Raw genomic sequence first — 26,795 nt, forward strand, 5'->3', positions numbered from 1 at the left:
AGGTTTGGCTTGCGCAGGGACCCCTCAGGAGGCCGAAACGGTGCGGCGCGATGATGCCCCCCCAAGATGGATTGCGGATGTGGTGAGACAGCCGCTGGCGAATGTAAAAGGCGGGCTTTCCGCCAGCAGTGCGGGCAAGGTGCGGGACTTCCTGGATGAGAACTTCTCGCGCAAGCTGGCGATTTCCGAGATGGCCGCGGTCTGCGGGCTTTCATCCTATCACTTCGTGCGGGCCTTCTCGCGGACGTTCGGGATGCCGCCGCATCAGTATATTCTCGATCTGCGGCTGGATTTTGCGGAGAGACTGCTTGCCGAGAGCAGCCTGGCGATCGCCGACATTGCCCATCTCAGCGGTTTCTCGAGCCAGAGCCATTTCACCACCATGATGAAGAAATACCGGCATGTAACGCCACTGCGGTCGCGCTCGAACAAGCTTATCTCGAAGACCAGGTGACGGATAAGCTGCGGCATATCTTGGAAATATAGGTGATACCTATTAAAGTTCCGGCTAAAGTAATAAGCCGTTAACCTCTGCCGAGTTGTTCCGCGATTTTTTCTTACGACACAGCAAGATCGTGAAATACCGCGCACAAGAATCATGTCTTTCTGCCGCTTGGGGGAATTGTCTGACATTTTCATGCCGACTGGCGCGCTGAGAGGGACCATGACCGACAATTGCATCTCACGTCACTCGTTTGTCCAGCATCGCGCGGCGCTTTTCGCCAGTCACTGGATCGCGAATGCCGATCCTCGCTCCCGCTCGGCCCGGCGCCGCCTGATGGCTGTACTGCGCATGGCGTCCCGCGTTCTAGGCATGCGTCGTAAAGATCGGGGTATCGGTGCGATTGGGGCTGTTTTCGGCGCCTTGGGGCTGGTTATTGGGCCTCAGGCATTTGGCCAAGTTATTCCAGGCGGTAACTATACAGCGGGCGCCGGAACGGCGAGTGGTGCCAACGGCATCGCGATCGGTTGCACAGGATATACGGCCACCGTCGGAGCGCCGACGGGAGGCATGGCCATCGGCTGCCGAGCGATTTCCAACGGGAATAATTCAGTTGCGATCGGAGTCGATGCGCAAACCCAAGGCGGCGGGGCTGTCGCCATGGGTCAAGGATCCGCGGCGACCGCGCAGAATTCGACTGCCGTAGGCAACTTCGCTGCTGCGAGCGGGCTGCGCGCGAGCGCTTTCGGCACAAACACCGTTGCGTCCGGATTGGATTCTCTCGCCCAAGGCAGCTTCGCCGCCGCTGGCGCCCAGAACGCAGTGGCTCTCGGCTTCCAGGCACAAGCCACGCAGCTAAATTCGGTCTATCTCGGTTCGCGCACCGTTGCTGGAACAGGAGCGCTGGCACAGAGCGCCATCGGCATCGGCACGGATGTGACGGCATCCCAGGTCGACGCCATCGCGGTCGGACGTTCATCCGTTGCGTCGGCACAATACTCGGTGGCTCTCGGCCTGAGCGCAAAAGCCACCGGCGCCGGCGGCGCGATGGCGCTGGGCCAGGGCACGATCTCGAGTGGCACCAATTCGGTAGCGATCGGCGTTCAGGCGAGTGCCACCTTGGCCGGCGCCAATGCTTTGGGTACCTTCTCAGTCGCTTCGGGAGGTAACTCCACGGCGGTCGGCACCAGTTCCACCGCCAGCGGCGCCAATTCGTTCGCCGGAGGCTGGGGATCTGTCGCCAGCGGTGCCAATTCCACTGCCGTAGGACGTCAGGCCGCCGCGATCGGCACAAGCGCCACGGCGATGGGTGATGCAGCCAAGGCCTGGGGCAACCAGTCCATCGCATTCGGCGTGAACGCGCAGGCAGGCGTTCAGGCCAACACGGCCCTGCCCAACAGCATCGCGATCGGCACCAATTCGCTTGCTTCCGGCGGCTTCGGCGTCGCGCTCGGCCAGGCCACTCAGGCCACTGCCGACTTTAGCACGGCAGTCGGCAATGGGGCCGTTGCCAGCGGCGCAAACGCCTCCTCATTCGGCGTCCTGGCCAGCGCGACGGCAAATAATACCCTCGCCGCCGGCGTCAACGCCGGTGCCAGCGGAGCCGGCAGTACCGCTCTCGGCAGTGGTGCCCGAACCACCGCCGTGAATGCCGTCGCTGTCGGCGCTGGGACGAGCGCGTCCGGGATAAACTCCGTCTATATCGGCCAGACCAGTTTTGCGACGAGCGCCAGCGGACAGAGCGCCATCGCCGTCGGCACGGACGTGACGTCATCCGGGGACGACGCCCTTGCGATGGGGCGTGAAAGCGCGGCGACTGCAACCAACGCCATCGCGGTCGGTCTCCAGTCTTCCGCTGATACCGCCGACTCCGTCGCCATCGGCACCAGGGCGATCGCGACCGGGGGGAAGGCTGTCGCAATCGGCGCAGACAACGTTGCTTACGGCGACGGCGCGGTGGCCATCGGCGATCCTAGCTTCGCCAGCGGCACCGGCGCCTTCACCGGCGGCGCCAACAACATCGCCAACAGCGACGGCACGGCAACCGCCACCGCGGCCAATACGGCCAACGGTGCTGTCGCCATCGGCAACAGCAACAAGGCGATCGGGCAAGGCTCCGTCGCGCTGGGCAACGGCTCCACTGCGGGTGCCGCCGGCCTCGCCGGCAATGTCGCGCTCGGCAACGGTGCGGCGGCGGCGGCAAGCTCCGGCGACGTGGCGCTCGGCTCGGGTTCGGTGACCGCCGTAGCGGTCGGCACGCCCAACGCGGTGATCAACGGCACCACCTACGCCTTCCAGGGCACCAACCCGACCTCGACGGTCAGCATCGGCGCGCCCGGCGCGGAACGCACTATCACCAATGTCGCCGCGGGGCGGATCAGCTCGACGTCGACCGATGCCATCAACGGTTCGCAGCTCGCCGCCACCAACCAGGCCGTCGACGCCATCGGCACCACGCTCAGCACCATCGGCAGCGGCGTGACCAATCTCGGCAACACGATCAACAACATCGCCGGTGACACCTCGACCGCCTATACCGACGCCAATGGCGTGGGCATCCGCTATGCCCGCACCAACGAGGCCGGACTGGCGCAAACGGACTCCTTCGCACAGGGCGTCGGCTCCACGGCCGTCGGCTACCAGGCGACCGCGACCGGCGTCAGCGGGCTGGCGCTCGGCCGCGACAGCGCGGCCAGCATCGACGGCAGCGTGGCACTCGGTTCGGGCTCGGTGTCCGATCGCGCGATCGCTCCCGCTTCCGGGCAGATCGCCGCAGGTCCGTCGAACTTCATCCAGTACAACACCACCGACAAAGTGCTGCTCGGCGCCGTTTCGGTCGGTACCGCCACCTCCTACCGGCAGATCACCAACGTCGCCGACGGCACGCAGGACCAGGACGCCGTGACGGTGCGCCAGCTGGCGGGGGCGATCGCGGCGGTCTCTGCCACCTCGACGAAATATTTCCATGCCAATTCGACCGCTGGCGATTCGCTGGCGGTCGGTGCGGAATCGGTCGCGGTCGGTCCGACCACGGTCGTCAACGGCGACAATGGCGTCGGCATCGGCAATGGCGCCATCGTCGACCAGACGGCGCCTGGCGGCACCGCCATCGGCCAGAACGCTCATGTGATGCTGGCCGACGGCATCGCGCTCGGCACCGACTCGACCGCATCGGGCATCCAGTCGGTGGCGCTCGGCGCCGGCGCCCAGAGCACCTTCGCCAACAGCGTCGCACTGGGTGCGTCGTCAACCACCACGGTTGGCGCGCAGGCCGGCTACGCCGCCTTTGGCCTGACCGCTCCGCAGACCTCGGCCGGCGAAGTGTCGATCGGCGCCGCGGGCGCCGAGCGCAAGCTCACCAATGTCGCGGCGGGCTCGGCCGGGACCGATGCCGTCAACGTCTCGCAGCTGCGCGGCGTCTCGCAAAACGTTTCCAACCTGTTCGGCGGCGGCACCACGGTCAATCCCGACGGCTCGATCACCGGCCCGACCTACACCATCCAGGGCAACAATTATTCGACCGTCTTTGATGGTTTCACTGCTGTCGACAATGCGCTGACCAACATCAACAATGGCGGTGGCATCAAGTATTTCCACGCCAATTCGACGCTGGCCGACTCCACCGCCAGCGGCACCGACAGCGTCGCGATCGGGCCGGCCAGCGTGGCCAGCGGCACCAACAGCCTTGCCGCCGGCAATGGCTCGACAGCCACGGGGCAGGGCGCCGTCGCGCTCGGCCAAGGCGCCAAGGCCAACAACGCCAGCGATGTGGCGCTCGGTTCGGGTTCGGTGTCGCAGACCGCCGTCGGCACGTCCAGCACGGTCATCAACGGCAAGACCTACGCCTTCGCCGGCACGACCCCGACCGGGACCGTCAGCGTCGGCGATGCCGGAACCGAGCGGACGATCACCAATGTCGCCGCCGGGCGCGTTTCCTCCGGCAGCACCGATGCGATCAACGGGTCGCAGCTCTACGCCACCAACACGGCGATCGAGGACCTGACCAAGACGATCGGCGGCATCGGCGGCACCGTCCAGAACACCGTGCAATACGACACCGTCAACAATCCGGACGGATCGACGACCAAGACCAACAAGATAACGCTGCAGGGCGGTGACCCGAATGCGCCTGTCGTCATCTCCAATGTCGGCCCCGGCGTTACCGGCACCGACGCGGTCAACGTCAACCAGCTGAACCTGAACCTGGCTCAGAGCAAGACCTATACCGACCAGGTGGCGGTCACGACGTTGCAGCAGGCCAACAATTATACCGACCAGAAGCTCAGCCAGCTGAATTCCGACATCAGCGGCATCAGGGACGAAGCACGGCAGGCGGCGGCAATCGGACTGGCGGCAGCCTCGCTGCGCTATGACGACCGTCCCGGCAAGCTGAGCGTGGCGGCCGGCGGCGGCTTCTGGCGGGATTCGAGCGCCTTTGCCTTCGGCGCCGGCTACACCAGCGAGGATGGCCGCATCCGTGGCAATTTGTCGGGCACGGCGGCGGGTGGAAATGTCGGTGTCGGCGCCGGCCTGAGCTTCACCTTGAACTGAGGCGGACAACAGGGCGGCAATGAAAAGGCGAACCGGCCATGACAGGCTAGACGCAGACTCGGGAAAGCCGTTTGGCTTTCCCGGATTTGCCATGGCATGCCTGACCTGCCTGGCGCTTGCCGGCGGGCTGGCGCCGGCTGCCGGGCAGGTGGCTTCGCCCTACAGGATCAAGCCCTCCGAGGTGGTCGTGCCTCCCGACGTGAAGCTCGGACAATACCAGCGCACCATCCGTCCTTTCGAGAACTGGACGCTGATCTGCGACGAGAACCTCAAGGCGCGCAAGAAGGTCTGCAATGTCTCGCAGGTGATCGAGGACGGCGCCGGCAAGATGGCGTTCAGCTGGTCGCTCGCCGCCACCCAGGACGGCAAGCCCTACATGATCCTGCGCACCGCGCCGAACGCCAGGAGCGATGGGCTTGTGTCGCTGAAGTTCGATGGGCGCGCCGAGCCGATCGACGTGCATCTGAACGGCTGCAACGAAATGGTCTGCGTCGGCATGCTGCCGGTGGGACCCCTGATGCGCCAGGAGATAGCGCAGAAGGCGACGCCGGCGATTTCCTATCCGACCGTCGATGGCCAGACCATTACCGTCACCGCAACGCTCAAGGGGCTGTCCGAGGCCCTTGCGCCAGTCAAATAGCCGAGGCAGCACCGTGAGCCAGCAAGACCCGTTCATCTCCGCGACGCGCAGCAATCCGACCGTCGAGCCGGATCGGCGACGGGTCGTCGAGCCGGACCGCAAGAGAACCGTCGAGCCGCCGCGGCGGTGGCCGCGCGTCATTGGATTTTCGCTGCTGGGGCTGGCCATGATGGGCATTGGCTTCGCCGGTGCGAACTATGCCGCGATCGCCGGTCTGGTCGGCAGCCCGACGGCCGCTCAGGCCGAGGCGGCCGCCGCTCCCGCACTGCCGGACTCGCCCTTCCTCCAGCACGTCAAGCAGGCCGGCGTGCAGGCCTGCTCGACCATCTTTCCGGTGCTCGGACAGCTTTTGACGACCGGCGCGAAGTACAGCGTCAAATCCCTGTGGAACGACCAGGCCGCCGACAAGCACGCCGTCCAGGCCTTTGTCGGCATGGACTATGCCACGGACCGTTACAGCGGGCCTGCGGCCGGCGTGGTCTTCGCCTCGCCCACCGCTTCGGGCTGCGAGGGCGCCATGGTGCGGGTGGCGCCGTTCGCCAGTCCGTGCGCCGACATTCCGTCCGTTCTTCCGCAAGGCAGCAAGATCACCGACCATCTCGGACAGGTCGAAGTGTACGAGCTTGGCGGCAACACGGGCGAAGCGCTTCTGCTGCCGACGGGCAACACATGCGTGGTGATTTCCATCGCATCGGCGGCCAAGTGAGGATGTCAGGCGAATGGGCGAGACGCCCTGGAAAGGATTGCGGACCATGAAATCGCGACGTTTGACAGTCTTGTGCATGGCCTTGCTGTGGAGCGGGCAGGTCGTCTCGGCCGATCTGGTGGAGCCGTCCGAGCCGCCACAGGAGGAGAAAGGCATCTGGGCGGCAATCGCCTATTCCCAGACCGACACCAAGTATGGCTTCTTCTGGGGCGCCGACAAGCGGCAGGAAGCGAAGGACATTGCGCAGAAATATTGCGAGAATGCCGGTGGAAAAGCCTGCAATGTCGTTGCCGTGTTCCGCAATCACCGCCATTGGACGGACGACGACGAGACCGGATTTCCCTACAAGCATTGCGGCGCGCTCGCCGTGGCCGACAAGGTGGAGCACCGGTTCACTCCCTGGGGCGTGAACTCGGCCGAGACCCGCCGGGAGGCGGAGGACCTCGCGCTGCAGGCCTGCGAGGCAGGGGGGATCCAATGCAAGATCCGCGAATGGGTCTGTACGTGAGAATAACGGCGTCTCGAAGCCGACACTTTGGGCATTTGCCCGGCACCGAAGAGAAGGCCGCATTCATTGGTTCGTAGATATTTTTCGCTGAAGGCAGCCGCCCTCTGCGCGGCTGCCTTCTCCGCTTCGCTGCCGGCTGCTTTCGCGCAACAGCAGCAGGCGGCGTCGCTTCCGAACGGCGCATCGTCGCTCCAGGAAACCTATCAGGACTGGCAGCTGGCCTGCGGCATGCAGGACAATGCCCGGGTCTGCACGGTCACGCAGGACCAGACGCAGAAAAACGGCCAGAGGCTACTGGCCGTGGAGTTGCGCGTGGGGCAGAAGGGCGGACTGATCGGAACCTTGCTGCTGCCCTTCGGCATCCTGTTCGATCCCGGCGTGGCGGCACAGATCGACGACCAGCCGCCTGTCGGGCCGTTGAAGTTCAGGACCTGCCTGCCGAATGGCTGCGTGGCGCTGTTTCCGATCGACCGGGCGCTGATGCAGAAGCTCAAGGCAGGTACCGAAATCAAGCTCGACGTCACCACCGCGGCCGAGACCACGCTTAGTTTTCCGGTGTCGCTGAAAGGCCTTGGCGCTGCCCTTGACCGCATGGTCGCGCTCAGCGCGCGTTGAGGAGCATGGCGACAGCGGCCCGAGCCTTGTAGCGAAGGAACGGACGCGCAGCCCTCGGATCAAGACAGCAGGATTTTCCGGCGAGCGAAGGTCTCGGCGATAGCGAGAACCGCGGCGTGTATCGGCCCCGCGGTGAGACTGGGCATGACCGACGCGTCAACGACAAAAAGATTGTCGAGCGCCTTGAGCTTGAGATTCGCATCGACGACGGCGTCCGGGTCCTTGCCCATCCTGCAAGTGCCGCAGGGATGGTGATGCGTGATGACCGACCGCGCGATGAAGTCATCCATTTGAGCCGCACTGTTCAGGGTGCCTGGCAGGAGCTCGCGCTCTCGCCAGCCAGCGAGTTCATCTCGATGTCCGATTGTCCGGGCTGCCTCGAGCGCCTGGCGAAACAGCGCACGGTCCCGACCACTTTGCAGGTATGCGGGGTCGATGATCAATCGATCGTCGAGTTCCGGCCCGCTTATGCGCAGACTGCCGCGGCTCGTCGGATGGGTGATCCCGAACAGCAGCGAATATGCCGTGCCAGCGGCCGGCGCCTGAAAGCGTTCGGATACGATCGGCGCGACGCCGCAACCAACGACAATTTCGGGCTGGCCGGTGCCGGTAAACCCGTCGGCCCGCATATAGGCCATCGACTCCGAGTGCTGGAGGCGCGAGGGGGGAACGGGTTTGCGGGCCGCATAGAGGTTGCCGGCACCAAGCAGGTGGTCCTGAAGGTTTCGACCGATCTCCGGCATATCGATCACGCAGCTGACGCCCGCGGCGTCGAGTATATCGTGCGGGCCGATGCCCGAGCGCATCAGCAAGGCCGGACTTTCCAGCGCGCCGGCGCAAAGCACGATTTGATCCGCAAGGATTTCGACCCGACCCTGCCGCCCCACGACCTCGAGGCCGTGGACCTGATTGCCCTCCAACTTGAGCCGCCGCACCCGCGATCCCGTAAGAATGGTCAGGTTCTTGCGGCTTCGAACCGTCGGCGTGAGCCAGGCGTCGGCCACCGTGACCCGCCGACCGTCTCGAATGTTCAAGGAATTCGGGGTGACGCCGATCATCTGTCCGCTGTTGTGACCTTCGAGACGCGGCAGGCCGAGCGAGGCGCCGGCTTCGATGAACGCGCGTGCGACTGGACTTACCTCGTCGGTTGGCAAATGGACGGGCATCGGCCCGCCCTTGCCGTAAAGGCCGTTGCCACCGAGCGGGTGATCCTCGATAGCCTGAAACGCGGGCAGCAATCCATCCCAGCTCCACCTGTCATCGCCGGTCGCGTCGACCCATGCCTGGAAGTCGAGGGGATGGCCGCGCATGTAGCCCATCGCATGCAGGCAACTCGAGCCGCCCACCAACCGCCCGCGCGCCCAGTGATGCACCCGGCCCGCAGTCCCGGTTTGCGGCTCCGTGCGATAGTCCCAATCGTAGCCGCGCCCCTGAAGCGCCGGCCAGGCGGCGGGGTTCCAGATGTCGGGGTCCGCCGCCTCTTCACCCGCCTCGATCAGCAGAACGCGCCTGTCCGGCTCTTCACTCAGTCGCGCTGCAAGCAACGCGCCAGCCGACCCCCCGCCGACGATGACGATATCGGCATCCGCTCTGCGCTCGACATTGGCACTGGTCATCATCACTCCATCTGCCGGCTTCGACGGCCGGCATGTCTAACCCTGACGGGGTGAGCCCCGCCTGATTCGCGTTCGGCGGACCGTCGATCCGCAATGTCATGAAGGATTTCGAGTTTTCAGACGGAGCAACCGCCTTCCGAAAAACTCAAATCGCGCTGTCCATGGACATCTTCGCTGCCGCTTTCGCCTTCAACAGGTGATTCTTCGAGGCTTTGCGTGCGGCCTTCTCATCGCCGGCGGCGATGGATTCGAATATCTCCTTCATCTCCGCCAGGCTGCTTTGTGCCCGGCCTTCCAATGACATCGATCGTCCTCGAAAGAAGCTGATCCTGGCCACCAGGCCGCGATGGACTTCCTCAAGAATGGGATTCCCGCAATTCGAGAGTATGATCGAATAGAAGTCCGCGGCGGTCATGACCTGCGCCAGGCTGTCATTGCTGGATGCCGCCTCTTCGAACGCGGAAAGAGACTTCTCGAGTTCAAGCAACTGCTCCGGGGAAATTCTCGACGCGCATCGTCCCGCCGCCTCGACTTCCAGCAGCTCTCGAACCTCGTAGATGGCGGTTGCCACCTCCCACGAAAGTGACGGTATTGATGGCCCGCGGTTGGGTACAATCTCGATCAGGCGCTCGGCCTCGAGACTGCGCAAAGCTTCCCTCAGCGACGGGCGACTGATGCCGAGCTGTGTGCACAGCTGACTTTCGATGAGGCGGCTTCCCGGCTGGAACACTCCGGAGAAGATGGCGAGCCGTAACTTGTCGACGGTCTCCCGCTGCACCGTCCGTGGCGAAATCCGCAAATTCAAATCTGGAGGCATGGGCAACGTCTCATAGGTTTGAGTCGCAATCTCCGCGGCACCATACGCGACGCGGTGGAAAATAGCCAGATTGTCAAATCTGAAGATTGCAAGAATGTCAGACAATCTTCTTGACGTGCTCCCGGCTGTATGATCCTTTTGAAGGAGACGGGCAGTGATGGTGAGGATCATGAACATGGCGGCAGAGATAGCTTGCGACCCATTTGGCTCGCGACGCATCGACACCGGCAGCATCGCCTTGAACGTGCGCGAGACGGGCAACGGCCCGTTGATGCTGTTTTTCCACGGCATAACCTCCAACTCGGCGGTCTTCACGCCGTTGATGGCTCGGCTCTCGGATCGTTTCACGACCGTAGCTGTCGACCAGAGGGGGCATGGCCTCAGCGACAAGCCGGAAAGCGGCTACGAGGCGAATGACTATGCTGACGACATTGCCGGCCTGATCCGCACGCTCGACCGGGGTCCTGCCATCCTCGTCGGACATTCGCTTGGCGCGAGGAACTCCGTCACCGCCGCCGTGAGATATCCGGATCTGGTGCGCTCGGTCGTCGCAATCGATTTCACGCCATATATCGAGACCGAGGCGCTTGATGCGCTGGAAGCCCGCGTGAATGCGGGAAGCCAGCTTTTCCAGGATATCGATGCCGTCGAAGCCTATCTTGCCGGCCGCTATACCAACATTCCCGCCGCTGCCATCAAGATCCGAGCCGAGAGCGGCTATCATCGGGTCGACGGCGGGCTGCGGCCATTGGCGTCGCCCGAGGCCATGGCCCGGACAGCCAAGGGCCTGCGATCAGACCTGGCGCCCGCCTATCGGGACGTGACGAAGCCCGTCCTCATCGTTCGGGGCGAGGCGAGCAAATTGGTTTCGGCGGCGGCGCTTGCAAAAACAAGCCGGTTGCGGCCGGATCTGCCCGTGGTCGTCGTTCCGGGCGCCGACCATTACGTCAACGAGGTTTCTCCCGAGATCACGTTGAAAGCCATCACGAATTTCATCGACGCCTGACGGCCCAGCACGCCGTCTTCTTGTACGCAGCATCAGGATAGAAAATGGCCAATGTAAACAGAACCCAGGGTAAGGCGCGCCGTGCCGAGGTCGCTGGCGGCGGCTTTGCCGGCCTGACAGCCGCCATCGCTCTGAGGCAAAACGGCTGGGACGTCAGGCTGCACGAAAAGAGCTCGGAGCTCCGGGCCTTCGGCGCGGGTATCTATCTCTGGCACAATGGCCTTCGCGTGCTGGAGGGACTGGGCGCCCTGGATGATGTTCTCCAAGGTTCGCACACGCCTCCCACCTACGAGACCTGGATGCACAACAAGTCGGTTTCCAAGGAGACGTTCAACGGTCTTCCCTGGCGCATCATGACCCGCAGCCACCTGCACGATGCCTTGGTCAACCGCGCCCGTGCGCTGGGTGTCGACATATCAGTCAACTCCGAAGCGGTCGCCGCAGATCCGGAAGGCCGCCTGACGCTTCAGACCGGAGAGGTTCTCGAGGCCGACCTGATCGTCGGCGCCGACGGCGTTGGCTCCAAGGTCAGGGATTCCATCGGCTTCAAGCAGGACCGATGGGTTTCCAAAGATGGCCTCATCCGGCTGATCGTTCCTCGCAAGAAGAAGGAACTCGGCCACGGCGAGTGGGACAACACCATCGACATGTGGAACTTCTGGCCACGGGTTCAGCGCATCCTCTATTCGCCCTGCAACGAGAACGAGCTCTATCTCGGCCTCATGGCTCCGGCCGCCGATCCGCGGGGTTCGCAGGTTCCGATCGACCTTGAAGTCTGGGTCGAGATGTTTCCTTTCCTGGAGCCCTGCCTGATCGAGGCGGCGAAGCTGAAAACCGCCAGGTACGACAAGTACGAAACGACCAAGCTGGACAGCTGGACAAGAGGCAAGGTCGCCCTCGTGGGCGATGCCGCTCATGCGATGTGCCCGGCTCTTGCCCAGGGCGCCGGTTGCGCGATGGTCAATGCCTTCAGCCTCTCGCAGGACCTGGAGGCGGGCTCTTCGGTCGAGGACGCGCTCGTCGCGTGGGAGAAGCGCATTCGCCCGATCACCGATCGCTGCCAGGCGCTGTCCGGCGACTACGCGGCGAACCGCTCGCTCTCGAAGGGAAACATGTTCACGCCGGCAGCTCTGGAAGCAGCCCGCTACGACCCGCTGCGCGGCGTCTTCTCATGGCCGCAGTAAGCTCGGACCGGCGGTCAACGAATTAATCGGCGCGTGCGGAAACTGCGCGCACCCTTCAGGAGATAAAGATGAACTATTCCAGTGAAGTCGAACGGGACTATGACGTCAGGGGTTGGTACGCCTCGGTCCAGGAAAGCCGGCATGACGGCGGCCAGCCTGGCGAGACCCTCGTCAAAGTCGCGACTGGCGTCGTCATACGCAATCCGTATGCCGGAAAGTTCGTCGCCGAACTGTCCGAGCTGACGAATCCGAGCTCAGCCATCGGTCATGCGCTCGGTGAGCGGGCCGTGGCGCTGCTCGGCAACAGGCCGGTCGAAAGCTATGGCAAGGGCGGTATCGCGGGCACATCAGGCGAACAGGAGCATGTCGTCGCCTGCATCACCACGGTGTTCGGAGATCCGCTGCGGCAGCAGGTCGGGGGCGGCAAGGCCTGGATTTCGTCGGTCAGCAAGGTCGCCGCCGCCGGCACATCCATCGATATCCCGCTTGCCCACAAGGACGAGCTCTACATCCGTTCCCACTATGATGCGGTCACCTTTTCCGTGCCGGATGGCCCGCGCCCCGATGAGCTTTTGATCTGCGTCGCCGTCGCATCGGGTCCGCGCGTGCATCAGCGCGTCGGAGGCAAAACCGTCGCCGACCTCAAGGTCGGTGTCTAGTTCGATCGAAATTGGCGAAGGACGAATTCCATGCCCCTGAACATCAAGGACCTCAAGATTACATCGGCTGATTTCAAGCCGCTCGGGAAATTGCGCGACGAGCATGCCGGCGACAAAGGCAATGTGTTGCCCAGGCTTACGGTCAGCGGCGTGCCGGCAGGCGCGAAGGAACTCGCGGTCATCTGCCATGATCCCGACGCGCCGTTGCCCAACGGCTTCACGCACTGGGTCGTCTACGGCATCGATCCGTCGACCACCGATCTTTCGGACGCGCAGGAAAAATTCCGCGTCGGCCCCAATGGCGCCGGCGGCAAGCAGTATTACGGGCCTCAGCCGCCCGCTGGCCATGGCGAACATCACTACTACTTCTGGGTCTATGCCTTGGACACCCACGTCGAAGGGACACCCACCAGGGAGGAGTTCCTGCAGAAATATGCCGGCAACATCATCGAGCAGAATCGGATCGTCGGCATCTACGAAAACAAGTGAAATCCGCGGCGCCGGCGACCGATAACAACAACAAGAATGGTCGCTGTCACCGCAATGGGAGAATTGGAAATGAGAGACAACGGCCCCGTGCACCAGAAGGTCTTCGAAGAGCTGGTCACAGCGACGAAGATCCTTCTGAACGAAGGCATTATGGATACGTTCGGGCACATCAGCGCCCGTGACCCGGAGGATCCCGAAAGCTTCTTCCTGGCCCAGAAGCTTGCTCCGAGCCTGATTACCGTCGACGACATCCAGCGTTTCAATCTCGACGGCGAGACGTCGGATAACAGACCCTCCTATCTTGAGCGCTACATCCACAGCGAGATCTATAAGGCGCGGCCCGACGTTCAGTGTGTGCTCCACACCCATTCTCCGGCTGTCCTGCCGTACTGCTTCGTCGATACGCCGCTTCGGCCGGTCACCCACATGGGCGCATTCATCGGCGAGTCGGTCCCGGTCTACGAGATTCGCGACAAGAATGGCGACGAGACGGATCTCTTCGGCGGCAGCCCCGGGGTCTGCGCGGATATCGCCGAAAGTCTCGGCAACCAGACCGTGGTCCTCATGGCGCGGCATGGCGTCGTCAATGTCGGCAACTCAGTGCGGGAGGTCGTCTTCCGCGCCTTCTATCTCGAACAGGAAGCGGCAGCGCTCACGGCCGGCCTGCGGATCGGCAATGTCAAATATCTGTCGCCGGGCGAGATAAAGACCGCAGGAAAACTCGTCGGTGCCCAGATCGATCGAGGATGGAATCACTGGTCGCAGCGTCTCAGGCAAGTGGGCCTTGCCTGATCCTTGAACATGGCCTGGAAGAGCTTGGTCCGAGCCAAGCTCTCCGGTCTCGATCTCGATAATTCTCTGGCGCCCGAGCGTCAGGCGAAAGCAACAAAACCATGCCGCATGCGGAAAGTTACGACTACATCATCGTTGGGGCCGGATCGGCCGGTTGCGTGCTCGCCAACCGGCTGAGCGCCGACCCCGGATGTTCGGTGCTGTTGCTGGAGGCCGGCGGCTGGGATCGCGACCCCATGATCCACATACCGCTTGGCTGGGGTAAGATCCTGACGGAGCGCCGCCATGACTGGATGTATTTCTGCGAGCCGGAAGACAATGTCGGAGGCCGCAGGGTCGAGTGCGCGCGCGGCAAGGTGATCGGCGGGTCGTCGTCGACCAACGCCATGGCCTATGTGCGGGGCAATCGCGGCGACTACGACCGTTGGGCGGCCAGCGGGCTCCAAGACTGGTCGTACGATAAAGTCCTGCCGTATTTCCAGAAGCAGGAAAGCTGGGAAGGGGGCGGCAACCGTTTTCGTGGTGGCAATGGTCCAGTCAGCACCCAGTTCTGCCGCTACAAGGACCCGCTGATCGACGCCTTTGCGCAAGCCAGCGTCGAGGCGGGTTATCCGCAGACGGACGACTACAATGGTGAGCGGCAGGAAGGGTTCGGCCGCCTGCAGATGACGATTTCGAAAGGCCGGCGCAGCTCGACCGCGTCCGCCTATCTGCGGCCGGCCCTGAAGCGGCCCAACCTGACCGTCCTGACCGGAGCGACGGCGACGAAGATCATCCTGCAGGGCACGCGCGCCACCGGGGTGGTGATGAACCACGGCGGCGGCGAACGGACGGTCGTCGCCCGCAAGGAAGTCCTGCTCTCGGGCGGCGTCATCAACACGCCGCAACTCCTGATGCTGTCCGGCATCGGGGCGCCGGAGGAACTGGCGGCGCACGGTATCCAGACGCGGGTCGACCTGCCGGCGGTCGGCAAGAACCTGCAGGACCACGTCTCGGTCATTCTCATGTACCGACGCCGGGCTCCGGGCGGCCCTTTCCTTCGCAACATGCGTGCCGATCGGATCGGGTTCGATTTCGCCAAGACCTACTTCACGGGTCGGGGTTTCTCGGGCGATGTCCCCGGCGGCGTTGTCGCCTTCCTGAAAAGCGGTCCGGAACGGCCGTTGCCCGATGTGCAACTGCTGTTTACGGCGGCCCCGCTCGCCGCGTGGCCATACCTCAAGCCGTTCAAGGCGCCATTTCCGGACGGTTTCGCCACGCGGATCGTGGCGACGCAGCCTGAAAGCCGGGGGGCGGTGAAACTGCCCTCGGCCGATCCTCTCGCGGCGCCGCTGATCCATCAGAATTTCCTCGCTTCGCCGAAAGACTGGGAGTCCCTTCGGGCCGGTTTCCGGGTGGCGAGGGATCTCGCGGCGCAGCCCTCCATGCAGCCCTTCATCGAGGCGGAGTTCTTTCCCGGTCCCAAATGCCAGAGCGACGAGGAGATCGACGAGCATATCCGCAAGACCTCCATCACCGTGCATCATCCGGCCGGGACATGCCGCATGGGGGCCGATACGGCCTCGGTCGTCGACCCGCAATTGCGCCTTCGCGGCGTCGACGGCCTTAGGGTGGTGGACGCGTCCGTCATGCCCGACCTGGTCTGCGGAAACATCAATGCGGCGGTGATCATGATTGCCGAGAAAGCCGCCGACCTCATCGCGGCATCAAAAGCAGCAACGGAAAGCAGGGCAGCGTGATGATCCAACGTATCGCCATCATCGGTCTGGGTACGATGGGGCCAGGCATGGCCGCCCGGCTTGCCAGGGGCGGCCTGCAGGTCGTCGCCTACGATGTTGCCCCGGCGGCGATCGAGCGCGCGGGGGCCATGCTGGGCGTCGCCGAGACCGTTCTGGATTCCCTGGGTATCGCGGTGCCTCCGGCCGGCGCCGGAACGGTCCGCTTCACGGATGATATCGCGGACGCGGTATCGGGCGCCGACCTCGTCATCGAGAACGTTCCTGAAAATATCTCGATCAAGGCCGATGTCTATCGCACGATCGACAGCCTGATCGCGTCGGACACGATCGTCGCGTCCGACACGTCGGGCATCCCGATCACCAAGCTGCAGGCGCATATCTCGCATCCGGAGCGGATGGTGGGCATGCACTGGTCGAACCCGCCGCACATCATTCCGATGATCGAGGTGATCGCAGGCGAGAAGACCGCGCCGCGGATCGTGACTGTTATCCGCGACCTGATCCGCTCGATCGGCCTGTTGCCGGTGGTGGTCAAGAAGGACGTTCCGGGCTTCGTCGAGAACCGCGTGCTCTATGCGCTGCTGCGCGAGGCGGTCGACCTCGTCGAGCGCGGTGTCATCGAGCCGGAAGATCTCGACACCTGCGTGTCCTGGGGCATCGGTTACAAGATCGCCGTGATCGGGCCGATGGCGCTGCTCGATATGGCGGGCCTCGATATCTACAAGTCCGTCTCGTCCTTCCTCAACGCCGATCTCTCCAATCGCGACGATGTCGCGCCGATGGTGCTGGAAAAGACGAATGCGTCGAAGCTCGGCATCAAGTCGGGGGAGGGCATGTTCTCCTATACGCCCGAGCAGATCAAGGCGCTGCAAGGCGAGCGGGCGGGCAAACTCGTCGCCGTGCGGCGCATCCTGGAAGGCCGGGAGTAGCCAATGACACATCGTGCTCACAAGGCCGGTTGGATTGGGGCGCCGCATGGAGGACCAAACCATGCGCGTTGAGACCATTCGTGCAGCCGGCGGCCGGCCGGCCCATATCCGTCACGACGACCTGATCTCCGCCAAGGGCGTTTCGGTGGTCATGGCCAGGCAACTGGTTCTGCAGAACATCGATCTTTCGGTGCCGAAGGGATCGTTTGTTTCTCTCATCGGTCCTTCCGGTTGCGGCAAGAGTACCTTGCTCAAGGTTCTGGCCGGGCTGGTAAATCCGACAAGCGGCAGCGTTTCGATCGCCGGGCTTTCGCCAGTCGAGGCGGCGCGCAAGCGCATGATCTGCCTCGTCTTCCAGGACGCCAACCTGCTGCCGTGGAAGAATGCCGTCGACAACGCATCCATGCTGCTCGGCATCGCCGACAAGTCGCTGTCGCGCGCGGAGCTGCGGGCACGCGGACAGGAGATGCTTGAGCTGGTTGGCTTGGGCGATTCCGCCCACAAGCGTCCAAACGAATTGTCGGGCGGCATGCGCCAGCGCGTCGCCATCGCGCGGGCCCTGGCGCTCGATCCGGCGGTGCTGCTGATGGACGAGCCGTTCGGCGCGCTCGACGCCATTACCCGCGATTCGATGGGCCAGTCGCTGCTGGAGATCTGGCAGCGCACCGGCAAGACCATCGTTCTCGTCACGCACTCCATCGACGAGGCCATTCATTTGTCGCGCCATGTCCACGTGCTGGGGATCAAGCCCGGCCGGATCACCGAGAGCCTCGACATTGGCCTGCCCTATCCACGCGATCTGTCGGTGACGGAAGATCCGGAGTTCGTCAGGCTGGTGGTTCAACTGCGCACCATGCTGCGCGCCAGCCATCAACCGGGAGGCGCGTCATGAGCGATCAACCCATCCCCAATCTCTCCGACTCGCGGCTTGCCTCGAACTGGGCGGCCGCGACCGGCAGCTGGCTCCCAGCGGTCATACTTCTGCTGGCGACGATCATCGTTTGGGAAGCCGTGGTGCGGACCTTCGCCATCTCCGCCTTCATCATTCCCGCCCCGTCCGAGATCGCGCAATCGCTGGTCGCGCAATGGGAAACGCTGATGCAGGCGACCCTGGTGACCGCGGGCGAGATCCTGTTCGGGTTCCTTGTCTCCGTCGTGGTCGGCGTCGCCATTGCGCTGGTCATCGTGCGCTTCGACTGGCTGGGGCGAGCGCTCTATCCGCTGGTGGTGCTGTTCCAGAACGTGCCCAAGGTGGCGCTGGCGCCGATCTTCATTCTCTGGTTCGGCTATGGGCTGGCGCCCAAGATCGGGCTGATCCTGGTCATCGCCTTCTTCCCGGTGACATTGTCGATGCTGGCCGGCATGCAATCGGTCGATCGCTCGCTGCTGTCGCTGATGAATTCGGTCGGCGCCAGCCCGACGCAGATCCTGTTCAGGATCCGCGTCCCGCATTCGCTGCCGAACCTGATGGCGGGAACCAAGATCGCGGCCACGCTAAGCGTGATCGGCGCCATCGTCGGCGAATTCGCCGGCGCCTCGGACGGGTTGGGCTACGTCATCCAGTTCGCCTCGACCCAGCTCGACACCGCGCTGGTCTTCGCGGCGCTGCTGCTCGTCTCCGTGCTCGGCATCGCCTTCTACTACGCGGCCGAAATCCTCGAACGCATCGTGGTGCCGTGGGCACCCAAATTCAGCCAGGCCTAGGCCTCTCGATCAACCACCGACAATAAAAGGGAACAAAAATGCTGAGACGCTCACTTATCAAGGTAGCCACGCTTGCGGCATTTGCCGGGGCGCTTGGCTTCTCGAACGCGGCGCTGGCGGCGGACAAGGTCACTGTCCAGCTCGACTGGGTCGTTCGTGGCAACCACGCCATGTTCTTCGTCGGCAAGGAAAAAGGCTTCTTCGCCAAGAACGACATCGACGTCGCCGAAATCCGCAAGGGTTCGGGTTCGCCGGATGCCATGCGGCTGGTGGGCAACGGGAACGCGGATTTCGGTTTCGGCGATCTCCCCACGCTTGCCGTCGCGCGCTCGCAGAACGTTCCGGTGGTGGCGGTGGCCGCCGTCAACCAGCACTCGCCGCTGGCGATCATGTCGCTCGCAAAGACGGTGAAGCTCGCCAAGCCGGCTGATCTCAAGGGCCTGACCATCGGCATCCATCCGGCGGGCTCGACATACATCTTCTTCAAGGGCTTCCTGGCGGCCAATGGCCTGACCGAAAAGGACATGACGCTGAACAGCGTCTCGCCGCCCTATGAGAGCTATCTGCTTCTGGGCCGGGTGCAGACGGTGGTCGGCTATGTCGACGCCGAGGTGCCCGAACTGGAGGCCAAGGCGGGCGGTCCGGGTTCGCTCAGCATCATGATGGGCGCCGACCATGGCTGGAAGGCTTATGGCTCTGGCCTGTTCACCTCGGAGGCGATGATCAAGGACAAGCCCGACGTCGCCGCCCGCTTCGTCAAGGCATACAGAGAAGCCTTCGACTATGTCGTCGCCCATCCGGAAGAAGCCGCCGAGATCACGGCGAAGGCTGCTCCGGGCTATGCGGACAAGAAGGATGTGCTGCTGGCGCAGATCAACGCCGACATCGCCTCGACCTTCAACAGCCCCGACACCAAGGACCATGGCCTCGGCTGGATGACGAAGACGCAGTGGGAGGAAACCCTGAAGACGCTCACCGACCAGGGCGTGCTCAAGGCGGCGCTGTCGGCCGACGACGTCTTCACCGACAAGTTCCTGGCGAAGGAATAAGGCACGATGTTCCGGGCGGACGCATCAATGAGCGCCTACCGGCACGCCAGGCCGTCCTGCAGCATGCTGCAGGACACCGCGCGCGCGCCCTTGGCGGCGTCGGTCCGGTCGAGCGTGATCTGCGCGCGGGTGGCGTATGCGCGGCCAGACAGGCCGCACCACAGCCGCTCGACCGGCAGGTTCTCGCGCTTGTCGTTGAGAATGGTGAAGGTGCCGGTCTTGGGGTCGAACCAGAGTTCGATGCGAGCGCTCTTGCCCGGCTCGATCGTGGCGATCCCTTCCGAATACCAGTGGGCAAAGTCGGCGTTGCAGGACACGCCTTGCTTGCCCGCATTCGATATCGTCAACGGCACCATGTCGAGCCCGTCGGTGCCCTTGCGGACAATCACATGGTGCAACTCAACCGCGTTGGCGAGCGATGTGAACGCCAAAATCACGGGAAGGGCATAACGGATTTTCACTTTGCCTGAGCTCCATGGGGTAGTTTTCTCAGGCAGTCTATCTCGCTTCGGCGCAATAACAACAAGAATATTGATTGGAAAATCAAACAGAGAGGGTAATATGTTTAAGATCCTTAAGAGCAGTGTAAGTGCATTTATATTGTGCGGTGTCTTGATGGGCGGCGCGCTTGCCGGCGAAGTCAAGTCGATCGCCATACTGACGCCCGAAGAGGGCACGGATTATGGCTGGAACCAGCAGGGCATCGACGCCGCCAAGGCAGCCGGCAAGGCCGCCGGCGTCGAGGTGGTCGTGGCCCAGGGCCTCGGCTATGGAGATGTCCGTCCGACGCTGCGCGAGCTCGCGTCCGACGGCGCCAGCCTGCTGATCGCGCATGCCAGCGGCTACAACACCTCGGCGCCCGAGATCGCCAAGGAACTGAAGGTTCCGGTGGCGATCGTCGACACGCCGAACGGCCTGGAGAAGGGCCTCGTCGCCGACTACACGCTGAGCGGTCACCAGGGCGCTTATCTGGCCGGCCGTCTGGCCGCCAAGATGTCGCGCTCGAAGTCGGTCGGCATCGTCGTCTCCGGCGAACCGCCATCGTGGAACTCGCAGTCGGCGGCGTTCGCGCAGGGCGTGAAGGCGGAGAACCCGGACGTCAAGATCACCTATGCGGTGATCGGGCCGGCCGCCTACAGTGACGCCGCAGGCGGCAAGCGCGTCACCGAAAGCGTTATCGCCTCGGGCGCCGACATCATCTTCGGCCAGGGCAACGGCTCCAGCTTCGGCATGCTGCAGGCGGTCGAGACGACAAAGGCCGCCGATGGCGGCAAGGTCTATTTCATCGACGTCATCGGCGACAAGTCGCCGATCGACAAGGGCTTCCTGCTGTCGTCGGTGGTGTGGAACATCGAACCGGTCTACGCGGCGATGATCGCCGACCTGAAGGCCGACACGTTCGGTACCAAGCACTATTCGATCGGCCTCAAGGACGATTCCGTGCAGTTGCTGAAGACCGCCGCCATCCCGGACAAGGTCTGGGGCGAAATCCAGGCGCTGCGCGAGGACGTCATTTCCGGCAAGATCAAGGTCGAGCCGGTCTATGACGCGGCCGCCGTCAGGGCGCTGATGACAAGCGTCGCCCAGTAAGGCGATCAAAGTCGGCTGCCGGAGGGGCGATCGGTTCGCTCCTCCGGACCGTTCCCATTTTCTGGTGCTGGGCTTTCATGAGCAGTCTTTCTTCATCGCCCGTCGATATCAGCGACATCGTCGCGCTTGAAGGCGTGACCAAACGCTTTCCCGGCATTGTCGCCAATGACGGCATCGACCTGTCGATCCGCCCTGGCGAGGTGCATGTGTTGCTCGGCGAGAACGGCGCGGGAAAATCCACCTTGATCGGCATGCTGTCGGGCCTGCAGCAGCCGGACGAGGGGCGCATCCTTGTCGACGGCAAACCGACGCCGATCACATCGCCGCGCCATGCGCTGGCGCTCGGCATCGGAACGGTGTTCCAGCACATGATGCTGGTACCCACCCTGACGGTCGCCGAGAACCTGCTTCTTGGCGGGCCGTGGTGGCAGCGTCCCAGGACCGAGGAGCTCGAGGCCCGCGTGGCCGAGATCACCCGCAGCCTCGGCATTACGGTGAAATTGCATGCCAGGGTTTCGGAACTCTCGCTCGGCGAGCAGCAGCAGGTCGAGATCCTGCGCGCCATGGTGCGCAACAGCCGCCTGCTGATCCTCGACGAATCCACCTCGATGCTGACACCGAAGGGCATCGAGGAACTTGGCGCACTGATGCGCCGCCTCGTCGAGCAAGGATTGGCGATCGTCTTCATCACCCACAAGCTCAAGGAAGCGGCCGCCTTTGGCGACCGCATCTCGGTGTTGAAGCTCGGCCGCAAGGTCGGCGAAATACCACCCGAGCGGTTTCGCGCGCTTGGCGAACAGGAGATCATTTCCGAGATCGTGGAGTTGATGTTCGGCAAGCAGAAGGACGATCCCGAAGCGATCGAACGCCCGGCCCGCGCGGTCGATGCGCAAGCCGCGCCGCTGCTTCAGGTCGCGGATCTCACGGTCGCGCCGACCGACAACGCGCCCGGCCTGTCGTCGATCTCCTTCGACATCCGTCCGGGCGAGATACTCGGCATCGCCGGCATCGACGGCAACGGCCAGAAGCAACTGGCGGAGGCCTTGGCCGGCCAGCGCGTGGCGACCGGTGGTTCGGTCCGGCTGGAGGGCACCGCCATCGAGGGCCTGAGTGTCGGCGAACGCCGCCAGCGCGGTCTTCGCTACCTGACCGACGACCGGCTGGGCGAGGGCACTGTCGGCACGTTCCCGGTCTCCATCAATTTCTTCCTCAAGCAGGTCGGCGCGGCGCCCTTCTGGCGCGGCGGCGTCGAGCAGCGCGCCGAGATCGACAAGCGCGCCGCCGAGCTCGTGCGCGAATACGATGTGCGCACGCCAAGCCTGAAGACGCCGGTCGCGCGGCTTTCGGGGGGCAACATCCAGAAGGTGCTGCTGGCGCGCGAACTGGCCGAGGGCGCGAAGGTGGTGATCTTCAACAAGCCGACCTACGGGCTCGATCTCGCCAACACGCTGGCCTCGCGCCAGCGCATCCGCGACACGGCGGCACGCGGCCTCGCCGTGCTCCTGATCTCCACCGACCTCGAGGAACTGCTCAGCATGTGCGACCGCATCGCGGTGATCGCCAATGGCGCGCTGGTCGGCACCGTCGCCAATGCCGACGACGCCCGCACCAGGGTCGGCCGCCTGATGATCGGACTTGCCGCATGAGCATCGACACCGCACCCGCCGCCAGCGCCACCGCACTCGATGCCACGAGCGGGGCGGCCACGCGCCGTGACATTCTGCATCGGCTGCTGATGACGATTGGGCCGATCCTTGCCGCTCTCGTCATCGCCGGCTGCATCCTGCTTGCCGTGGGCGTCGACCCGCTCGCCTATTATGGCTATGTGCTGGAAAAGGGCCTGTTCTCGCCGCTCGGCATCCAGCAGACGCTGACGCGCATGGCGCCGCTGCTGTTTCTCGCCGCCGGCCTGATCGTGGCCTTTCGCGCCGGCATGTGGAATCTGGGCGGCGACGGCCAGTTCCTGCTCGGCGCGGTCACCGCGGCCGCAAGCGCTCCGGTGCTGGTGCAGATATTGCCCGCCTGGCTGGCGCTCTTCTGTTCGTTCCTGATCGCCATGCTGGTGGCCATGATCTGGTCGCTGGTGCCGGCGCTGCTGCGCGCCTATCAGGGCGTCAACGAGATCATCACCACGCTGATGATGACGTTCCTCGGCACGTCGCTTGCCAATGTGCTGGTCAAGCTGGTGTTTCGCGATCCAGGCACGACCGTGCCGCAGACCCGCACGCTGCCGGTGGAAGACCGGCTGCCGCGCCTGTTTGAAACCACGATCACCAGTGGCCTGCTGCTCGGCCTGGCGGCAATCATCATCGTGCATCTGGTGATGACGCGCACGGCATTCGGGCTGAAATTGCGGATCGTCGGCGCCAACCCGCGCGCCGCGGTTCATGCGGGGCTGGGCGTGCCCGGGCTGACCATTGCGGTCTTTGCCATTTCGGCCGGACTCGCGGGTCTTGCCGGCGCTGTCGACATCATCGGCGTGCAGGGCAATGTCCGCGCCGACTGGAACCCCGCCTATGGGCTGGCGGTCATTCCGGCCGTGTTTCTCGCCCGCATGAACGGCTTTGCCGCGATAGGCTTCGTGTTCCTGCTTTCGGTGCTGTCGATCGGCGGCGAGAGCGCGGCGCGGCGACTTGGCGTGCCCAATCATTTCACGCTGGTGCTGGTCTCCATCGTGCTGATCGTGCTCGCTCTCGCCGAGTATGTCGACCACCGCTATCACCAGTCGAGAAAGGCCTGACATGACCGGGCTGTTCAGCGAAGTCTTTCTCAGCGCGTTGCTGTTTGGCGCCGTCACGGCGGCCATCCCGTTGTTGCTTGCCGGCCTCGGCGAACAGATGTCGGAAAAGGCCGGCGTGCTCAACATCGGCATCGAAGGCATGATGCTGGCCGGCGCCTATCTCGGCTTCGTCGGCGCCTTCTATTCGGGATCGCTGTGGCTGGGCTTCCTCACGGGTGCGGCCGGCGGCATTGCGGTGGCGCTGATCATGGCGCTGCTTTGCGTGCGCATCGGGCTGAACCAGATCGTCATCGGCATCGCGCTGACGCTTGGTCTCGAAGGTCTGACGGCGCTGCTTCACCATTTCCAGTTCTCGCGCAGTTATCCCCGCCTGCCGGCGGCGGACGCAACCGTCATTCCGCTGCTGTCGGACATTCCGATCATCGGCCCGGCCTTCTTCAAGCATCATCTGATCGTCTATCTGGCGGTCGCCCTTGTGTTCGGCATGGGCTACCTCTACCGGCGCACGCAGCTCGGCCTCAATCTGCAGGCCGCCGGCGACAAGCCGGCCGCGCTCGACGTTGCCGGCATCGACGTCATCAGGACCCGAACCATCGCCGTGCTGACGACCGGCGCGCTGGCCGGGCTCGGCGGCGCCTATCTCGCCAATGTCGGGGCGGGCCTGTTCATTCCGTTCATCACCAATGGCGCCGGCTTTCTCGGCATCGTGCTGGCCATGCTGGCGCGCGGGCGTCCGGTCTGGGTGCTCTTCGGGGCGCTTTTGTTCGGCGTCTGCCTGTCGCTGACCACGGCCATGCAGGTGGCGGGCATCAACATCCCGACCGACGTCATCCAGATGCTGCCGTTCCTGGCGGTGATGATCATGCTGGTGCTGTTCGGGCGGCGGGCCAGCCTGCCGGCGGCGCTCGGCATTCCATACGAGCGCGGCGCGCGCTGACAGAAACCAGATGCGCGGATGGGACCCGCGCCGGAAACGGAGGCAACAATGTCGGATACCAAGGTCTACCTGCTCGACGGCGGCTCGCTCGTCCTCGACGGCTATCATGTCTTCTGGAACCGCGGCCCGGGCGGCGAAGTGCGCTTCCCCGTCTACTCGATCCTGATCGAGCATGCCGAGGGCCGCTTCCTCATCGACACCGGCTACGACTATGACCACGTCATGAAGGTGCTGCCCTTCGAGAAGCCGATCCAGGAAAAGCACCAGACCATTCCCGGCGCGCTGGCGCTGCTCGGGCTGGAGCCCAGGGATATCGACGTCGTCGTCAACTCGCATTTCCATTTCGACCATTGCGGCGGCAACAAGTATTTTCCGCACGCCAAGAAGATCTGCCATCGCACGGAGGTCCCGCAGGCCTGCAATCCGCAGCCCTTCGAACATCTCGGCTATTCCGACTTGAGCTTCTCGGCCGAGGCGGCCGAAGCGCGTGGCGCGACCGCCCAGTTGCTGGAGGACACGACGCGCGCCAACTCGACCTTCGAGGGCATTGACGGTGACGTCGACCTCGCCAAGGGCGTCAAGCTGATCTCGACCCCCGGGCACTCGATCGGTCATTACAGCCTCCTAGTCGAGTTTCCCAAGCGCAAGCCGATCATGTTCACGATCGACGCCGCCTATACGCAGAAGAGCCTTGAAACGCTTTGCCAGGCAGCCTTCCATATCGACCCGGTCGCGGGCGTCAATTCGATGCGCAAGGTGAAGAAACTTGCCGAGGATCACGGCGCCGAGCTGATGTACTCGCACGACATGGACAACTTCAAAACCTACAAAACCGGCACGCAGTTCTACGGCTGACCGCCGCCAATCCGGAGACCAAGACCATGCGCTATCTCGAACACGCCGATCCGGTCATCACCCTGACCGCTGGACCGGTGAACGCTTATGCCGAGGTGCTGCGGGGCCTCGGCCGCACCGTGCTTTACGATTACGACCCGGCCTTCCAGCTCTTCTACGAGAAGGTCGTCGACAAGGCGCAGAAGGCGATGCGGCTTTCCAACAAGCCTGTCATCCTGCATGGCGAGCCGGTGCTGGGCCTGGAAGCGGCGGCAGCGTCGCTGATCACGCCCGGCGACGTGGTGCTCAACCTTGCCTCGGGTGTCTACGGCAAGGGGTTCGGCTACTGGGCGAAACGCTATTCGCCGCATCTGCTCGAGATCGAGGTGCCCTACAATGAGGCGATCGACCCGCAGGCGGTTGCCGACATGCTGAAGGCGCATCCGGAAATCACGGTCGTCTCCGTCTGCCATCACGACACCCCGTCGGGCACGATCAATCCGATCGATGCCATCGGCGCGCTGGTATCGGCGCATGGCGGCTACCTGATCGTCGATGCCGTCTCGTCGTTCGGGGGCATGAAGACGCATCCGGAGGACTGCAAGGCCGACATCTACGTCACCGGGCCGAACAAGTGCCTCGGCGCACCTCCCGGCCTGACCATGATGGGCGTCAGCGAGCGGGCCTGGGCCAAGATGAAGGCCAATCCGCTGGCGCCGCGCGCATCGATGCTGAGCATCGTCGATTGGGAAAATGCCTGGTCGAGGGAAAAGCCGTTTCCGTTCACGCCATCGGTCTCGGAAATCAACGGGCTCGATGTCGCGCTCGACCTCTATCTCAACGAGGGGCCGGAAGCGGTGTGGGCGCGCCATGCCCTGACCGCCAAGGCCATGCGTGCGGGCGCCACCGCGATGGGCCTGTCGATCTGGGCCGCCAGCGACACGATCGCCTCGCCGACGACGACCGCTGTCCGCACGCCGGATGGTGTCGACGAGAAAGCACTTCGCCAGGCAGCGCGCGCCCGCTACGGCGTGGTGTTTTCGTCGGGCCGCGGCGAAACGCTGGGCAAGCTGACGCGCATTGGCCATATGGGCCCGACGGCGCAGCCGATCTACGCGATCGCGGCACTGACGGCGCTCGGCGGCGCAATGAACGCGGCCGGCCGGAAGCTTGCGGTCGGCAAGGGCATCGACGCGGCGCTGGCCGTGATCGACGCCGACGCCTGAACAAACATCACCAGATTGCGCA

General features: G+C 64.1%; 25 protein-coding genes. 22 read left to right on the forward strand and 3 right to left on the reverse strand.

Features of this window, described 5'->3' with window-relative positions; genetic code table 11:
- Positions 1 to 40 precede the first annotated feature (40 nt).
- From EN845_RS09595 to EN845_RS09620, 6 genes are all read left to right on the forward strand, one after another.
- Positions 41 to 454, forward strand: a complete 414-nt coding sequence (locus EN845_RS09595) for an AraC family transcriptional regulator (protein WP_245511693.1) — start codon at positions 41 to 43, stop codon at positions 452 to 454.
- Positions 455 to 664: 210 nt separating this feature from the next.
- The gene (locus EN845_RS09600) at positions 665 to 4,993 is read left to right on the forward strand and encodes a YadA-like family protein (RefSeq protein WP_127869836.1); all 4,329 of its coding nucleotides are present in this window, start codon (positions 665 to 667) and stop codon (positions 4,991 to 4,993) included.
- Between the two features lie 91 nt (positions 4,994 to 5,084).
- Complete coding sequence (locus EN845_RS09605) at positions 5,085 to 5,633, forward strand: invasion associated locus B family protein (protein WP_127869835.1); 549 nt, start codon at positions 5,085 to 5,087, stop codon at positions 5,631 to 5,633.
- Between the two features lie 13 nt (positions 5,634 to 5,646).
- Positions 5,647 to 6,339 carry a hypothetical protein gene (locus EN845_RS09610; RefSeq protein WP_127279742.1) on the forward strand — a complete coding sequence of 231 codons (693 nt, stop codon included), beginning with the start codon at positions 5,647 to 5,649 and terminating at the stop codon, positions 6,337 to 6,339.
- A 46-nt stretch (positions 6,340 to 6,385) separates the two neighbouring features.
- The gene (locus tag EN845_RS09615) at positions 6,386 to 6,847 is read left to right on the forward strand and encodes a DUF4189 domain-containing protein (protein WP_027144313.1); all 462 of its coding nucleotides are present in this window, start codon (positions 6,386 to 6,388) and stop codon (positions 6,845 to 6,847) included.
- A 66-nt stretch (positions 6,848 to 6,913) separates the two neighbouring features.
- The gene (locus EN845_RS09620; RefSeq protein WP_127869834.1) at positions 6,914 to 7,462 is read left to right on the forward strand and encodes an invasion associated locus B family protein; all 549 of its coding nucleotides are present in this window, start codon (positions 6,914 to 6,916) and stop codon (positions 7,460 to 7,462) included.
- Positions 7,463 to 7,521: 59 nt separating this feature from the next.
- On the opposite strand, the gene EN845_RS09625 is transcribed toward EN845_RS09620, so the two are convergent.
- Both EN845_RS09625 and EN845_RS09630 read right to left on the reverse strand, forming a co-directional pair.
- Positions 7,522 to 9,078 (reverse strand): GMC family oxidoreductase, encoded by a 1,557-nt coding sequence (locus EN845_RS09625; RefSeq protein WP_127869833.1) that lies wholly within the window; start codon positions 9,076 to 9,078, stop codon positions 7,522 to 7,524.
- A gap of 145 nt (positions 9,079 to 9,223) precedes the next feature.
- Positions 9,224 to 10,000: a GntR family transcriptional regulator gene (locus EN845_RS09630; RefSeq protein WP_245511694.1), complete on the reverse strand. Its 777-nt coding sequence runs from the start codon at positions 9,998 to 10,000 to the stop codon at positions 9,224 to 9,226.
- A 64-nt stretch (positions 10,001 to 10,064) separates the two neighbouring features.
- Between EN845_RS09630 and EN845_RS09635 the strand changes: the two genes are divergently transcribed.
- From EN845_RS09635 to EN845_RS09680, 10 genes are all read left to right on the forward strand, one after another.
- Positions 10,065 to 10,901 carry an alpha/beta hydrolase gene (locus EN845_RS09635; protein WP_127870023.1) on the forward strand — a complete coding sequence of 279 codons (837 nt, stop codon included), beginning with the start codon at positions 10,065 to 10,067 and terminating at the stop codon, positions 10,899 to 10,901.
- A gap of 44 nt (positions 10,902 to 10,945) precedes the next feature.
- Positions 10,946 to 12,085 (forward strand): NAD(P)/FAD-dependent oxidoreductase, encoded by a 1,140-nt coding sequence (locus tag EN845_RS09640; RefSeq protein ID WP_127869832.1) that lies wholly within the window; start codon positions 10,946 to 10,948, stop codon positions 12,083 to 12,085.
- A gap of 68 nt (positions 12,086 to 12,153) precedes the next feature.
- Positions 12,154 to 12,744 carry an amino acid synthesis family protein gene (locus tag EN845_RS09645; protein ID WP_127275691.1) on the forward strand — a complete coding sequence of 197 codons (591 nt, stop codon included), beginning with the start codon at positions 12,154 to 12,156 and terminating at the stop codon, positions 12,742 to 12,744.
- A 30-nt stretch (positions 12,745 to 12,774) separates the two neighbouring features.
- Entirely contained in the window at positions 12,775 to 13,233 is a 459-nt protein-coding gene (locus EN845_RS09650; RefSeq protein WP_127275690.1) for a YbhB/YbcL family Raf kinase inhibitor-like protein, read from the forward strand.
- A gap of 69 nt (positions 13,234 to 13,302) precedes the next feature.
- Entirely contained in the window at positions 13,303 to 14,025 is a 723-nt protein-coding gene (locus EN845_RS09655) for a class II aldolase/adducin family protein (RefSeq protein ID WP_127275694.1), read from the forward strand.
- Positions 14,026 to 14,126: 101 nt separating this feature from the next.
- Positions 14,127 to 15,764, forward strand: a complete 1,638-nt coding sequence (locus tag EN845_RS09660) for a choline dehydrogenase (protein WP_127869831.1) — start codon at positions 14,127 to 14,129, stop codon at positions 15,762 to 15,764.
- Entirely contained in the window at positions 15,764 to 16,693 is a 930-nt protein-coding gene (fhmpcd1, locus tag EN845_RS09665; protein WP_127869830.1) for a 5-formyl-3-hydroxy-2-methylpyridine 4-carboxylate 5-dehydrogenase, read from the forward strand. The genes EN845_RS09660 and fhmpcd1 overlap by 1 nt, the downstream gene beginning before the upstream one ends.
- Positions 16,694 to 16,754: 61 nt before the next feature.
- Positions 16,755 to 17,585 carry an ABC transporter ATP-binding protein gene (locus EN845_RS09670; RefSeq protein ID WP_127869829.1) on the forward strand — a complete coding sequence of 277 codons (831 nt, stop codon included), beginning with the start codon at positions 16,755 to 16,757 and terminating at the stop codon, positions 17,583 to 17,585.
- Complete coding sequence (locus EN845_RS09675; RefSeq protein WP_127869828.1) at positions 17,582 to 18,397, forward strand: ABC transporter permease; 816 nt, start codon at positions 17,582 to 17,584, stop codon at positions 18,395 to 18,397. The genes EN845_RS09670 and EN845_RS09675 overlap by 4 nt, the downstream gene beginning before the upstream one ends.
- A gap of 38 nt (positions 18,398 to 18,435) precedes the next feature.
- Positions 18,436 to 19,446 (forward strand): ABC transporter substrate-binding protein, encoded by a 1,011-nt coding sequence (locus tag EN845_RS09680; protein WP_127869827.1) that lies wholly within the window; start codon positions 18,436 to 18,438, stop codon positions 19,444 to 19,446.
- Positions 19,447 to 19,481: 35 nt separating this feature from the next.
- Here the strand turns inward: EN845_RS09680 and EN845_RS09685 are convergent, their stop codons facing one another.
- Entirely contained in the window at positions 19,482 to 19,907 is a 426-nt protein-coding gene (locus EN845_RS09685; protein WP_127869826.1) for a hypothetical protein, read from the reverse strand.
- Positions 19,908 to 20,007: 100 nt separating this feature from the next.
- Between EN845_RS09685 and EN845_RS09690 the strand changes: the two genes are divergently transcribed.
- The 6 genes from EN845_RS09690 to EN845_RS09715 all read left to right on the forward strand — a co-directional run bounded on the left by EN845_RS09690 (position 20,008) and on the right by EN845_RS09715 (position 26,773).
- Positions 20,008 to 21,036 carry a BMP family protein gene (locus EN845_RS09690; protein WP_127869825.1) on the forward strand — a complete coding sequence of 343 codons (1,029 nt, stop codon included), beginning with the start codon at positions 20,008 to 20,010 and terminating at the stop codon, positions 21,034 to 21,036.
- A gap of 77 nt (positions 21,037 to 21,113) precedes the next feature.
- Positions 21,114 to 22,682, forward strand: a complete 1,569-nt coding sequence (locus EN845_RS09695; protein WP_127869824.1) for an ABC transporter ATP-binding protein — start codon at positions 21,114 to 21,116, stop codon at positions 22,680 to 22,682.
- Entirely contained in the window at positions 22,679 to 23,776 is a 1,098-nt protein-coding gene (locus EN845_RS09700; RefSeq protein ID WP_127869823.1) for an ABC transporter permease, read from the forward strand. Before EN845_RS09695 ends, EN845_RS09700 begins: the two co-directional genes overlap by 4 nt.
- Position 23,777: 1 nt before the next feature.
- Positions 23,778 to 24,713, forward strand: a complete 936-nt coding sequence (locus EN845_RS09705; protein ID WP_127869822.1) for an ABC transporter permease — start codon at positions 23,778 to 23,780, stop codon at positions 24,711 to 24,713.
- Positions 24,714 to 24,761: 48 nt separating this feature from the next.
- A complete protein-coding gene (locus EN845_RS09710; RefSeq protein ID WP_127869821.1) occupies positions 24,762 to 25,568 on the forward strand; it encodes a 4-pyridoxolactonase in 807 nt (268 codons plus the stop codon).
- A gap of 26 nt (positions 25,569 to 25,594) precedes the next feature.
- The gene (locus tag EN845_RS09715) at positions 25,595 to 26,773 is read left to right on the forward strand and encodes an alanine--glyoxylate aminotransferase family protein (RefSeq protein ID WP_127869820.1); all 1,179 of its coding nucleotides are present in this window, start codon (positions 25,595 to 25,597) and stop codon (positions 26,771 to 26,773) included.
- The last annotated feature ends 22 nt before the right edge of the window (positions 26,774 to 26,795 follow it).

This window comes from Mesorhizobium sp. M8A.F.Ca.ET.202.01.1.1 (genome assembly GCF_004791595.1).
GTDB lineage: Bacteria > Pseudomonadota > Alphaproteobacteria > Rhizobiales > Rhizobiaceae > Mesorhizobium.

Bases quoted from the DNA above. Each gene is read 5' to 3' on its own strand.
- EN845_RS09600 (WP_127869836.1), top strand. From the start codon at position 665: ATGACCGACAATTGCATCTCACGTCACTCGTTTGTCCAGCATCGCGCG.
- EN845_RS09605 (WP_127869835.1), top strand. From the start codon at position 5,085: ATGGCATGCCTGACCTGCCTGGCGCTTGCCGGCGGGCTGGCGCCGGCT.
- EN845_RS09615 (WP_027144313.1), top strand. From the start codon at position 6,386: ATGAAATCGCGACGTTTGACAGTCTTGTGCATGGCCTTGCTGTGGAGC.
- EN845_RS09625 (WP_127869833.1), bottom strand. From the start codon at position 9,078: ATGACCAGTGCCAATGTCGAGCGCAGAGCGGATGCCGATATCGTCATC.
- EN845_RS09635 (WP_127870023.1), top strand. From the start codon at position 10,065: ATGAACATGGCGGCAGAGATAGCTTGCGACCCATTTGGCTCGCGACGC.
- EN845_RS09640 (WP_127869832.1), top strand. From the start codon at position 10,946: ATGGCCAATGTAAACAGAACCCAGGGTAAGGCGCGCCGTGCCGAGGTC.
- EN845_RS09645 (WP_127275691.1), top strand. From the start codon at position 12,154: ATGAACTATTCCAGTGAAGTCGAACGGGACTATGACGTCAGGGGTTGG.
- EN845_RS09650 (WP_127275690.1), top strand. From the start codon at position 12,775: ATGCCCCTGAACATCAAGGACCTCAAGATTACATCGGCTGATTTCAAG.
- EN845_RS09655 (WP_127275694.1), top strand. From the start codon at position 13,303: ATGAGAGACAACGGCCCCGTGCACCAGAAGGTCTTCGAAGAGCTGGTC.
- EN845_RS09660 (WP_127869831.1), top strand. From the start codon at position 14,127: ATGCCGCATGCGGAAAGTTACGACTACATCATCGTTGGGGCCGGATCG.
- fhmpcd1 (WP_127869830.1), top strand. From the start codon at position 15,764: ATGATCCAACGTATCGCCATCATCGGTCTGGGTACGATGGGGCCAGGC.
- EN845_RS09670 (WP_127869829.1), top strand. From the start codon at position 16,755: ATGCGCGTTGAGACCATTCGTGCAGCCGGCGGCCGGCCGGCCCATATC.
- EN845_RS09675 (WP_127869828.1), top strand. From the start codon at position 17,582: ATGAGCGATCAACCCATCCCCAATCTCTCCGACTCGCGGCTTGCCTCG.
- EN845_RS09680 (WP_127869827.1), top strand. From the start codon at position 18,436: ATGCTGAGACGCTCACTTATCAAGGTAGCCACGCTTGCGGCATTTGCC.
- EN845_RS09690 (WP_127869825.1), top strand. From the start codon at position 20,008: ATGTTTAAGATCCTTAAGAGCAGTGTAAGTGCATTTATATTGTGCGGT.
- EN845_RS09695 (WP_127869824.1), top strand. From the start codon at position 21,114: ATGAGCAGTCTTTCTTCATCGCCCGTCGATATCAGCGACATCGTCGCG.
- EN845_RS09700 (WP_127869823.1), top strand. From the start codon at position 22,679: ATGAGCATCGACACCGCACCCGCCGCCAGCGCCACCGCACTCGATGCC.
- EN845_RS09705 (WP_127869822.1), top strand. From the start codon at position 23,778: ATGACCGGGCTGTTCAGCGAAGTCTTTCTCAGCGCGTTGCTGTTTGGC.
- EN845_RS09710 (WP_127869821.1), top strand. From the start codon at position 24,762: ATGTCGGATACCAAGGTCTACCTGCTCGACGGCGGCTCGCTCGTCCTC.
- EN845_RS09715 (WP_127869820.1), top strand. From the start codon at position 25,595: ATGCGCTATCTCGAACACGCCGATCCGGTCATCACCCTGACCGCTGGA.